The organism is Roseibium sp., assembly GCF_025698965.1.
Taxonomy (GTDB): domain Bacteria; phylum Pseudomonadota; class Alphaproteobacteria; order Rhizobiales; family Stappiaceae; genus Roseibium.
Map to the genome: position 1 here is coordinate 1 of NZ_JAILWL010000227.1, position 10,325 is coordinate 10,325.

The 10,325-nt window shown below is 52.8% G+C and carries 10 protein-coding genes; 5 read left to right on the forward strand and 5 right to left on the reverse strand.

Translation table 11 applies throughout. The annotated features are described in order from the left end of the window. Window positions 1-187 precede the first annotated feature (187 nt). Window positions 188-787 carry an NAD(P)H-dependent oxidoreductase gene (locus tag K5905_RS18170; RefSeq protein WP_297586382.1) on the forward strand — a complete coding sequence of 200 codons (600 nt, stop codon included), beginning with the start codon at window positions 188-190 and terminating at the stop codon, window positions 785-787. 819 nt (window positions 788-1,606) lie between these two features. Further along, on the forward strand, window positions 1,607-2,752 hold the full coding sequence (locus K5905_RS18175; protein ID WP_297586384.1) for a DUF2336 domain-containing protein: 1,146 nt from the start codon (window positions 1,607-1,609) through the stop codon (window positions 2,750-2,752). Between the two features lie 16 nt (window positions 2,753-2,768). On the opposite strand, the gene K5905_RS18180 is transcribed toward K5905_RS18175, so the two are convergent. Then, a complete protein-coding gene (locus K5905_RS18180; RefSeq protein ID WP_297586385.1) occupies window positions 2,769-3,395 on the reverse strand; it encodes a LysE family translocator in 627 nt (208 codons plus the stop codon). A gap of 164 nt (window positions 3,396-3,559) precedes the next feature. Between K5905_RS18180 and K5905_RS18185 the strand changes: the two genes are divergently transcribed. Continuing rightward, on the forward strand, window positions 3,560-4,258 hold the full coding sequence (locus K5905_RS18185) for an extensin family protein (protein ID WP_297586387.1): 699 nt from the start codon (window positions 3,560-3,562) through the stop codon (window positions 4,256-4,258). 8 nt (window positions 4,259-4,266) lie between these two features. On the opposite strand, the gene K5905_RS18190 is transcribed toward K5905_RS18185, so the two are convergent. Next, complete coding sequence (locus K5905_RS18190; RefSeq protein WP_367186986.1) at window positions 4,267-4,851, reverse strand: hypothetical protein; 585 nt, start codon at window positions 4,849-4,851, stop codon at window positions 4,267-4,269. Between the two features lie 352 nt (window positions 4,852-5,203). Then, window positions 5,204-5,641, reverse strand: a complete 438-nt coding sequence (locus K5905_RS18195) for a BA14K family protein (RefSeq protein ID WP_297586390.1) — start codon at window positions 5,639-5,641, stop codon at window positions 5,204-5,206. Window positions 5,642-5,829: 188 nt separating this feature from the next. On the opposite strand from K5905_RS18195, the gene K5905_RS18200 reads away from it, so the two are divergent. Together K5905_RS18200 and K5905_RS18205 are read left to right on the forward strand one after the other, a co-directional pair. After that, complete coding sequence (locus tag K5905_RS18200) at window positions 5,830-6,606, forward strand: DUF2470 domain-containing protein (protein WP_297586391.1); 777 nt, start codon at window positions 5,830-5,832, stop codon at window positions 6,604-6,606. Between the two features lie 441 nt (window positions 6,607-7,047). After that, on the forward strand, window positions 7,048-7,596 hold the full coding sequence (locus K5905_RS18205) for a DUF1062 domain-containing protein (protein ID WP_297586392.1): 549 nt from the start codon (window positions 7,048-7,050) through the stop codon (window positions 7,594-7,596). 6 nt (window positions 7,597-7,602) lie between these two features. Here K5905_RS18205 and K5905_RS18210 read toward each other — a convergent pair whose 3' ends face one another. Further along, window positions 7,603-8,499 carry a diguanylate cyclase gene (locus K5905_RS18210; RefSeq protein WP_297586393.1) on the reverse strand — a complete coding sequence of 299 codons (897 nt, stop codon included), beginning with the start codon at window positions 8,497-8,499 and terminating at the stop codon, window positions 7,603-7,605. Between the two features lie 362 nt (window positions 8,500-8,861). Beyond that, window positions 8,862-10,325: hydantoinase B/oxoprolinase family protein (locus K5905_RS18215; RefSeq protein WP_297586394.1), on the reverse strand; the 1,464-nt coding region annotated here is incomplete at its 5' end.

Consider the following 10,325-nt stretch of genomic DNA (forward strand, 5'->3'; position numbering starts at 1 on the left):
ACTCGGGAAGATCACATTACCGGATCCTGATCGCTGCCAATTTCAACGAACTGAGGTGCTTCGTTTGGCGTGGTAAAGCTCGACGCACTGTTCACCATTTCATCACTAGTTAGGTCAAAATGGCCTTACTATCTGTAATTTGTGAACAGCGGCGGTGATAAATAGCCGCGATGAAACGGAGTTTTCCATGAGCAGTTCCGGAAGTACCATTCTTCAAATCGACGCATCGGCCCGTAAAACCGCCTCGGTAACGCGCGATTTGACCAAAACCCTCGTTTCAGAGCTTTCGAGCAAATCTCCGGAAGTAGAAGTTCTGGTCAGAGATGTCTCGCATGGGTTGCCCTTTGTCGATGAGGATTGGGTCGGTGCCAATTTCACCGATCCAGCGGAACGCAGCGAAGAACAACAGCAAAAGCTGGCACTTTCCGACAGCCTCGTTGCTGAGCTCAGGGCTGCCGACACGATTGTCATCGGCACGCCGATCTACAATTTTTCTGTGCCGGCAGCCCTGAAAGCCTGGATCGATCTTGTCGCCCGCGCACGCGAAACGTTCAGATACACTGACACAGGTCCCGTTGGACTGCTGGAAGGCAAGAAAGCGTATGTAATCGTAGCTTCAGGTGGAACGAGAGTTGGATCTGAAATCGATTATGCCGCCAATTATCTCAAACACGTGCTCGGCTTTATCGGTATTAGGGATGTCACAATCATCGCGGCCGATCAGTTGATGATGGATCCGTCCAAACGAGAGGCGGCCCTGGCGCAAACTCTGAAACTTGTTGCGTAGCAGGCTTCAAGGTCAGGGCTGAAGTTTCAATCCGCGCGACGGTTTGAATGCCGGATGTCGCGCAGGCTTCGTGATAATCGTCTCACATGGCGCATGTGAGACGAACTCTCCGACATAACAGTGCAATTTTGAATTGCGTCTGGATGCCGCAAGTTGGAGCCAACTATTCATTTGGAGGCGTGCGGCTTTGCATCGCCGTTACTGCCTCTCAAAAGCTGGCGAAAGTTTAATCTGGAAGCCAAGACACTTCGTGGCCGGCCGACACCTTCTGGTGCGGCGGCTCGAGAAGTGATTACTGTTATTTTTTGTTGGCAATATAACGACCCGCACACCTGCCAGCGGGTTCTATTCACTTACATTTTCGTGCCGGGTCAAATGACGCCGACAACGATGGCAGCCAAAAAAGCGAAAGCTGCGAGAAAGGCAATCACATTCAGGTTTCGTACAATAGTCATCTGTCCGCTCCCGATTACCTCTATTTGACCGGGCGATACTAAGACAGGGATTCCGGGAAAAGAAGCAAAAAAGATGCTGCGCTGCAATGTAGCAATGCGCCCCTGGGTTGTGGATGTTGGCGAAGTGTTAATTAAAGCCTTGATAGAGAAAGAAACCCGCCGCTGCCTCCTGGCCTGTGAAATTCGACAATGGCGTCTCAAAAAAATTTACAACCTTCCTCCCGAAGTTGGTTTTGATTGCAGGGTGCCCAGAAATTGCCTGATTTTGTGCATTCCGAACCGGAATGGGAAGATCCGCAGTAGCGTAATGTTAAGAGACGTTTGGTATCTTGTGTCGAAACGCGATCTGCGCGTCGGAGAGTAGATGTTAAGTCTTGCAAAACTGGCTGATATGGCAAGGGACACCAGTCCTGCGGGCCGAAAGGGACTGATCAAGTCGCTTACGGACCTTTTTGTCAGTGCTGGCGATGATCGGGACGAGCAGATCAGTCTTCTTTTCGGTGACATTGTCCTCAAGGTACTGGGGCAACTTGAAGAAGAAACAAAAATGGTTCTGGCCAAACGTGTTTGCCAGGAAACCGACGCTCCACGCGAATTGATGGTGAAACTGGCTAAGGACAAGATCTCGGTTGCCGCACCGGTTCTGGAACACTCTTCTGCACTGACCTCAGAAGATCTGGTCGAGATAGCATCAACTGCCTCCATGGAACATCTGGGCGCGATTGCTGTCCGAAAAACTGTCGACAAGGCGGTAACGACCGTCCTGGTCGATCGCGGTGATTCCATGGTTCTGACCAAGGTCGCCGGCAACAAGGGGGCCGAGTTTGAAGAAGCTTCGTTCCTGAAGTTGGTTGAAAAGGCACGTACAAACGAAGCGATACAGGCTGCTTTGATCAAACGTACGGACCTGCCTGAAAAAGCGGCGAGCGATCTTTTGCCATTTCTGACCGAGGAATTGAAAGCCAGGGTCGGGGCATTGGGCGCCGATAACACTCTCGTTCAGCTACTGGCCGAAAGAGCCGCCACGGAGGTGGCCGCACGCGCCCGCAAATTGGAAGACGCGCGCGAAGAAGCGAACGCATTGATCCGTGATGTCGTCAGCAAGAAGGCAAAAATCGACGACGTCGTGACGATGTTCGCGAGGTCGGATCGAACGGCAGAGCTTGGAATGTTGCTCGCCAAAATGAGCGGATTGCCGCCTGCTGCCGTCTCGCAACTTCTGTTCAGCCTGAGCGACAAGCCGCTGATTATTCTTTGCAAAGCCAACGGTGTCACATCGGATGCCTACAAGGACATCCTTACGATGCGCGCCAGACGCCTTCGCATGGGTGGGTTTGAGTTGAATGCTGCTATTCAACGCTACTCCGCACTCAGCGACGAAGGCGCTCGCCGTTCGCTGGAGACGCTGAAGAAATCTGGCTCTGTTTTCGGTTTGAAGATGGAAGAAGAAGCGGCGAATGACGCCAAAACCCTTCCGAAAAAGAACGTGCCTTTTGCATCCAGCCGCTGATCTAATCCGGCTTGGTCTAATTGGTCGAGCGCTGTAGCGTTGCCGTCATGGCAGCGGCGGAGATCAGGAAACCGCCTCCAACCTTATTGACCAGCCGCATCAGTGACGGGCTTCTCAGTTTCTGTCCTACGGCTGCGGCAGCGAGAGCGTAAATCGCCGCATTCAGGACACCAAGTACCACGAATGTGGAGCCAAGCAGTGTGAGCTGAGGTACGACGGCGGCCTGTGGGGCAATAAAGTGTGGCAGAAACGCCATGAAGAAAATGATGCCTTTCGGATTGAGCGATGTGACGACATAGGCATGCCAGAATATCTTCCTAGCCGGCACATCTGCTACCTGGTGCGCTCCAAGCGCGGTCGGCCGGCTTCGCCACATCTTGATGCCCAGCCAGACCAGATAGGCAGCGCCGACCCATTTGAGGACTGTAAATGCAGCCGACGAAGCCGCTAGAACGGCACCAAGGCCCAAAAGAGAAGCACTTGCTGCAGTCGCATCTCCAAGGCCGACACCCATAACACTGGCAAACGCTGACTTGCGCCCTTGAGTAAGCGCATAACTAACCACCAACATGATTGTCGGTCCAGGTATGGCCAGAACAATCAGGGTTGCGATCACGTAGGCGGAATAAAGCTCAAGTGTCATGGAAATTGTCCTGTTTGGGATAACCGACCATAGACGTGGGGAATTGGATATTCAATCATCACCTGATTGGTCCTGAGTGATTCCTGTCGAGGAAATGGATGCAGAGAGCCGTATTGTGTTTTTTGTTTTTGTTGAGTTACGGCTTTGCCCATTCTGAGCCGGTAATGGCCTCCGATCCCGTACCTCCGGTCAAACCGATCACGCCGACATCACCTCACGACTTCATTGAAGGCGTTGACATTCCCCCATCCAAACCGGATGCCACCGCACATGAAGCAACCAAGGAAACTTCAGCGAAGCCGAAAGCTGTCGATTGCGAGATCGACGGAGCAACGGTTGAACAAACGATGCCGTTCAACGGTGCCGATATCGGTGACAAGGCATGCGGAGTAGCTGCGCCTGTAAAACTGCTTGGCATTCACGACCGGGATCACAGGACCTCCTTTTCAAGCCCCATCACCGTTTCGTGCGAATTTGCCAAGGTTTTCGCGGAATGGCTTCAAGAAGATGTGCTGCCGGCGGCCGAAGAGCACCTTGAACACTCCATAGTCAAATTGAGAAACGGCCCGGGGTATCAGTGCCGTCGCCGCAATAATCAGCCGGATGGAAAACTGTCCGAACATGCGCTCGGCAAGGCGGTCGATCTGACAGGATTTCAACTCGGCGATAGTACTTTCGTTTCTGTCCAGGAAGATTGGGGGGCTGAAACGAGAGAGGGCCGTTTTCTGAAGTCCATTCACGCTTCGGCCTGCAAACGCTTCACAACAGTGCTCGGCCCTGATGCGGATCCAAATCACAAATCGCATTTCCATCTGGACATCGGATGTCACGGCAAGAGCTGCACCTATCTCATCTGCCAGTGAAATCAGATCTATCGAATTTGAAAATGAATGTGATCATCGTGTCTTGCTGCGTGACATCCCTGAAACCGAACCTTGTCGAAATTGATTCCCAGTGATTGACGCAGATGAGGTTCGACAAAGACCTTTTCTACACGAGGATCTTTCGCTAGCCAGGCTATGGCCGCGCTGGTACGAACCGGATCGAGCTGGAAATCGGGCCACAGTCCTTGCAGCCATGGCAAATTCCAGCGCATCGTGAGCCACCTGTCAGGGCAATCGGTTTCACCGCTCTCAAAATCGAAATATCCGACTGGAGAGGTTGTTTTTCCAGGCAGATATCCGTCCTCATCTCGATAGTAAAAAGTCAGATCAAGTTTGCGGCCATCGTCATGAGACAAATGAGGCAAAAGGGGAAAACCGTCAAAGAATGGAAAGTTGCCATCAAGTCCGAGCGTGACCGTGCCTGGAAAGTTTGACGTCATATGATCTGAAAGTTCTTGAACAGTCTCCCGGACAATCGGTGACACGTAGTGCCGGTTCAAGACGCAATAGAGACCGGATTGCATCTGAAAATAGTCGTTCGACCAGCAGTTCAAAGGAACGCGGCCGAACATTGGGGCAATCCAGAGACTGGCGAGTGAAAGACACGCATAAACCAGAAGAAAGACTGTGAAACGCCGTCTGGCAAAGAGAGCGGCAATCCAGGCGAGACCCCCTATTTGGGTCAGGAGCGTAAGAATTATTATGACCGTAGTGTTCAGAACAATTCTGAGCATAAAGACCTAGACTATCGGAAGACTGGAAATGATTTCTTATCAGCAATCCGGTGCATTCGCGATCCGTTTTGTATTTGGATTTCGATCACACAAAAAATGGCAACAGGCTGGAGCCAGTTCGGCTGGCTTTTGTCCTGTTGCCACAAGTCACGGGGCTTAAGTCAAGATACTGCTGGGGGTCCTGATGAGGTCATTGGCAGAAGCGCTGTACACCGCGATATGTTGTGTAGGTTCCGGTCGACGGATTGAACGACCGGTATTTGGATGAACAGTACTGGTACCAGGCAGGGCTCCAGGGTTGGTATCCTGCTGCTCCGTGTACGCGGCCGGGGTAGGGAGCCGGCGGGTAGTAGTTTACTGGTGGCGGGGCTGCATAGCGTGGCTGGCTGGTCGCGCCAAGCAAAATGGCACCCGCAGCAAGACCGATAACACCCGCGGCAACAGCTGCACCGACATTGTTGTTGTTCTTGTGGCGATAGTGCTTGCGGTGTTTGCCGTGATGGTGGTGGTAGCCACCTCCGTGACCCCTCCAGCCATGTTTTTGCCCGGCTTCCGCGGTTGCCATTGTCGGAACGAGAAGGGCGCTCGAAAGGGTTGCGGCGATGAGACGTTTGCTCAAGGTGTTCATGGTTTCTCTCCAAGGACCTGCGCCGTTTCGTTCGTGGCGCCGTATCTGATGGAGTGACAATCTCATGGGAGGGCTGAACCGGTTCTGAGACCCCCGTTCATCTGACGTTCAGATTTCTATTGTGAGTTGATGTTTGTTAAGGAGAACATCGCATTTTTGCTTGATAAGACTACGGTCAGGAGGTGGTCATGAAAACGAAAGACGAAGGCCCGCAGGAGCAAAAATCGGTGATACGTCCGACGGATGATCAGGCCCGCCGACTGGCAAAAGATCTGATGCGCAGTGCACGATTTGGGGCATTGGCAGCAATTGAACCGGGAACGGGGCATCCCTTGGCAAGCAGAGTGGCCTTGGCGACCGATCTTGATGGTACCCCTGTTATTTTGACAAGCACACTTTCAGGCCACACCAAAGCCATTACAGAAACCTCGTCCTGTTCATTACTTGTCGGTGAACCTGGGAAGGGCGACCCGCTTGCACATCCCCGCGTGACACTGTTTTGCACGGCGGTTCCTCTCGAAAGGGGAAGCCCTGCGCATTTACGCATGCGCCGGCGCTATCTGGCCCGACATCCCAAGGCGGAGCTTTACATCGATTTCGGGGATTTTTGCTTTTTCCGTCTGGAGTTGAGCCGAGCAAGCCTCAATGGCGGCTTCGGCAAGGCTTTCGAACTTGAACAGACCGATCTTCTCACGCCAGTTGATGGTGTTGAGCGCTGGGCCGATATGGAAGCCGGTGCAGTTGCGCACATGAATGATGACCACAAGGACGCGATCAAACTGTACGCCGAAGTTTTGTGCAAGGCGGAAAGGGCAAATTGGCGTTTGGCCTGTCTGGATCCTGAAGGGCTTGACCTTGTTGCAGGAGACAGAATTGAACGGCTCTGGTTTGTTGACGTGTTGGACAAACCCGAAGATGTCAGATCCACGCTGGTAGCATTGGCGATGCAGGCGAGGAACGCGTAAGACATCTCTCTGAGTTTCGGCAGATGTAATCTGTGCTGTGCAAACCGTTGCGTTTTTACACTTGTGCCTGGTTGCGCGTCCTCTTACACAAGAGCATCTTTTTCATTCAGGACGATTGTTTTGCCTACGCTCTGACCGGTCTTCGATCCCGCTTAGCTCTTTTGAGCCTGTATTGACTTGTTCGTCGTGCGGCGGATCGGGACCGGTGTGGCTTGGCCAGACCGTATCTGAACTTTCCGATACGCTGCGTTTCCTTTCTTGAAAATTAAGCCAGACTGAGCGCCTGCGGCTTTGGCCGCCGGGCCCGTTTCGATCCTTCGTTGACGAGCTTCCTTTTGAAGGAAGACCAACGGAATGTCGTCTTTTTTGAATGTTGAATGGACTATTCGAAACCCTGCTACTCCTGCAATCAAACGTCCCTGCGGCCGCTGTGGAATTGTCATGCCATTTGCCTCCACATCCAAATTCAGGTTGAACGCCAATGGCAGTCGTCTGGATGCCTGGTTGATTTATCGGTGCGTGTTCTGTGGCAAACGGTGGAACAGACCGCTGTTTGAGCGCCAACCGGTGAGCAGTCTGCCGCAAGAACAGTTGGAAGCTCTTCAGCGGAACGACGCGACATTTGCCGAGCAGATGGCTTGTCATACAGGAAAGCTGGAAGCGGTAATTGAGCAAGACGCACAGTTCACCATTGAGCGACGTTTGATCGGCTGCCATGACAGAGGGGAGATGTGCGCGATGCTTACAATTCACAACCCCGATGCTTGCCGAGCTCGGCTCGATCAAATTCTGGCAAAGGGGCTCGGTATGTCTCGAAAGGATGTTTCCGGACATCTTGAAAGTCGTGATTTTGAGCTTTGCGATGCTCCAAAACGAGCGATCAAGCGGCCTGTTCCGAAGCTGATATCAGTCAGATTTCTCGATGCAGAACAAATTGGGGCGACAAGCCTGCGAAAAAGAGTGCTCGGGTCGGTGATCTCGCAGGACTGAAACCACTCATGCCGGTTGTGTGCTGGCAGGGTCGAATTTGACCTTGTTGCGACCGGCATGTTTGGCGGCGTACATGGCAGCGTCAGCTGCATTTATCGCTTGGTTGATCTGCTTATTCACTGAAATTGCCGCAATGCCAAAGGAAGCGGTAATCGAAAATCGATTGCCGTCCGGTGTTTCGAAAGTCTTGCGCGCAACTGCCTCACGCAGTCGTTCCGCGACGCGCGAAATTGTGTTTTTGTCGACGTCGCTGATGCAAAGCAAAAACTCTTCGCCGCCATAGCGAAAAAACAGGTCATCTGTGCGGATATGGTCCATGACAACGGCGGCAAACTTCTTGAGAACCGTATCACCAAGTTCGTGGCCGTGAACGTCGTTGATCGATTTGAAACGGTCGAGATCGACCATGATGATCCAGACTTCACATCCGGTTTCTTTTGCTTTGGAGATCCGCTCTTCAAGCCGCTCGGTCATCAGCGTCCTGTTTTCCGCACCAGTTAATGGATCCGTGGCTGTGATAGACGCGATGATTCCATCATAGGTACCTTCGATCAGCCCGGAGAACTCTTCAGAAGCTTCCAGAAATTCGTCGTAAATTGCCTCCTGGATACGGTGACCCGCCTGGACAGTCCGGACCATTTCACGAGCAATATCGTGAACGCGTTTGTGGCGGGCGACCAGATCTTCGTAAGTGTCTTCATTCAGATCGAGTTGCATCGCCCGACTTTCCAGCCAGTTTCCGAGTGTGCAATGAAGATGGGCATCGTCAGCGATCATTTCCACGGCCGCAGGTAAACCGCAGACAAGGGATTTGTTGAGGCGGTAAACCCAGGCACGATGACTGTTGAGCATGGTATCCAGCTCTCGTGCTGTTTCAGCCTGCCTTCTTGATTGAAATGGCATCATTGCAGTCCGGCCCGCCTGACAAGAAGAGCGATAATACAGCTAGAGTCATTCTATTGTTTGGAGGCGGGTGAACAATTATCCTTGAGTAAAGTTTGTTGATATCTCGAATTTTGGTGAGTTGTTGGCGTCTTCATTAGTATTTTTGGCAATGCTCGGAACTTGCTCGGTAATGAATTCGTGAAACTTAGAGTTGTTCTTTGGGAGTAATGATAGTGGAGTTGCTGGGTGATATTTTTTCGTAGGCATTTAAAGTGGATCGTGCGCTGCTGAAGACGAGGTCGGCGTTCTAGCGAAAAGGACCTGTGAAAATAGAAACGGCCACTCGGTGAGCGGCCGTTTTACTCTTATCATGAAATCACTTATGCAGCGCCCCAGCCTCCAGCGGTCGGCGTAATCACCGTGACGGCTTCGCCCGCTTCCAGAACAGTCTGGTCGCAACCTTCAAGTTGCAGGATGCTGCCATCCAGGCGGCGAACTTCCGTGCGGCCAAGCTCGCCGTCACTGCCGCCTTCCATTCCTTTGGGAGTGATGGTGCGATGAGAGGCCAGGATGGAACAGTCCATCTTTTCCAGAAAACGCAGCGTGCGCTCGGTGCCGTCGCCCGCGGACCACTTGCCTTTGCCGCCGGATCCCTTGCGGATATGAAAATCTTCCAGGAGAACCGGGAACCGGAATTCAAGAACTTCCGGATCGGTCAGACGCGAATTGGTCATGTGGGTATGCACACCATCAGTCCCGTTGAAACCCGGACCGGCCGGAGAACCAGAACAAATGGTTTCGTAATACTGGTAGGTATCGTTGCCGAAGGTCAGATTGTTCATCGTGCCTTGTGCATTTGCTATGGCGCCGAGCGCAGCGAAGACCGCGTTGGTGACGTGCTGTGAGGTTTCCACGTTCCCGGCAACAACAGCTGCCGGGTAGGAGGGCCGCAACATGCAATCGTCCGGAATGATGATATTGATCGGCTTGAGGCAGCCGGCATTCATCGGGATGTCACCATCCACCATCACCCGGAAGCAATAGAGGATCGCAGCTCGTGTTACCGGTTCGGGTGCGTTGAAGTTGTTGGGTTTCACACCAGATGTGCCGGTGAAGTCGACTGTTGCCTCGCGCTTGTCCTTGTCGACCGAGATCTTGACCTTGATCACGGAACCCTGGTCGGTCGGATACTCATATTCTGAGTCCTTCAAAGCCTCGATGACACGGCGAACGCTTTCCTCCGCGTTGTCCTGCACGTGGCCCATATAGGCCTGCACGACTTCCAATCCGAAATGCGCCACCATTTTCCGCAGCTCCTGAATGCCTTTTTCATTGGCAGCAATCTGTGCGGAGAGATCCGCAACATTCTGATGCGGATTGCGGGCGGGGTAGGCATGGTTTGTCAGGAGTTCGACCAGTTCCTGTTCGCAGAACCGACCCTCGTCGACGATTTTGAAGTTGTCGAAGAGCACACCTTCTTCGTTGACATTGGTCGCACGCGGGGTCATCGAACCAGGTGCCGAGCCGCCGACATCCGCATGGTGGCCGCGTGAAGCGGACCAGAACAGAATTTTTTGTCCTTCATCGTCAAAGACCGGAGACACAACGGTGATGTCAGGCAAGTGCGTTCCGCCGTTATAGGGGGCGTTCAATGCAAAGACATCACCCGGTTTGATCTTGCCCTTGTTCAATTTGATGATCGTTTCAACCGAGCGATCCATGGAACCCAGATGCACCGGCATATGAGGTGCGTTGGCAACCAGCGCGCCATTTGCGTCGAAAACAGCACAGGAAAAGTCCAGTCTTTCCTTGATATTGACTGAATAGGCCGTGTTCTGCAGGGT

Bases quoted from the DNA above. Each gene is read 5' to 3' on its own strand.
- K5905_RS18170 (WP_297586382.1), top strand. From the start codon at position 188: ATGAGCAGTTCCGGAAGTACCATTCTTCAAATCGACGCATCGGCCCGT.
- K5905_RS18175 (WP_297586384.1), top strand. From the start codon at position 1,607: ATGTTAAGTCTTGCAAAACTGGCTGATATGGCAAGGGACACCAGTCCT.
- K5905_RS18180 (WP_297586385.1), bottom strand. From the start codon at position 3,395: ATGACACTTGAGCTTTATTCCGCCTACGTGATCGCAACCCTGATTGTT.
- K5905_RS18185 (WP_297586387.1), top strand. From the start codon at position 3,560: ATGGCCTCCGATCCCGTACCTCCGGTCAAACCGATCACGCCGACATCA.
- K5905_RS18190 (WP_367186986.1), bottom strand. From the start codon at position 4,851: ATGTTCGGCCGCGTTCCTTTGAACTGCTGGTCGAACGACTATTTTCAG.
- K5905_RS18195 (WP_297586390.1), bottom strand. From the start codon at position 5,641: ATGAACACCTTGAGCAAACGTCTCATCGCCGCAACCCTTTCGAGCGCC.
- K5905_RS18200 (WP_297586391.1), top strand. From the start codon at position 5,830: ATGAAAACGAAAGACGAAGGCCCGCAGGAGCAAAAATCGGTGATACGT.
- K5905_RS18205 (WP_297586392.1), top strand. From the start codon at position 7,048: ATGCCATTTGCCTCCACATCCAAATTCAGGTTGAACGCCAATGGCAGT.
- K5905_RS18210 (WP_297586393.1), bottom strand. From the start codon at position 8,499: ATGCCATTTCAATCAAGAAGGCAGGCTGAAACAGCACGAGAGCTGGAT.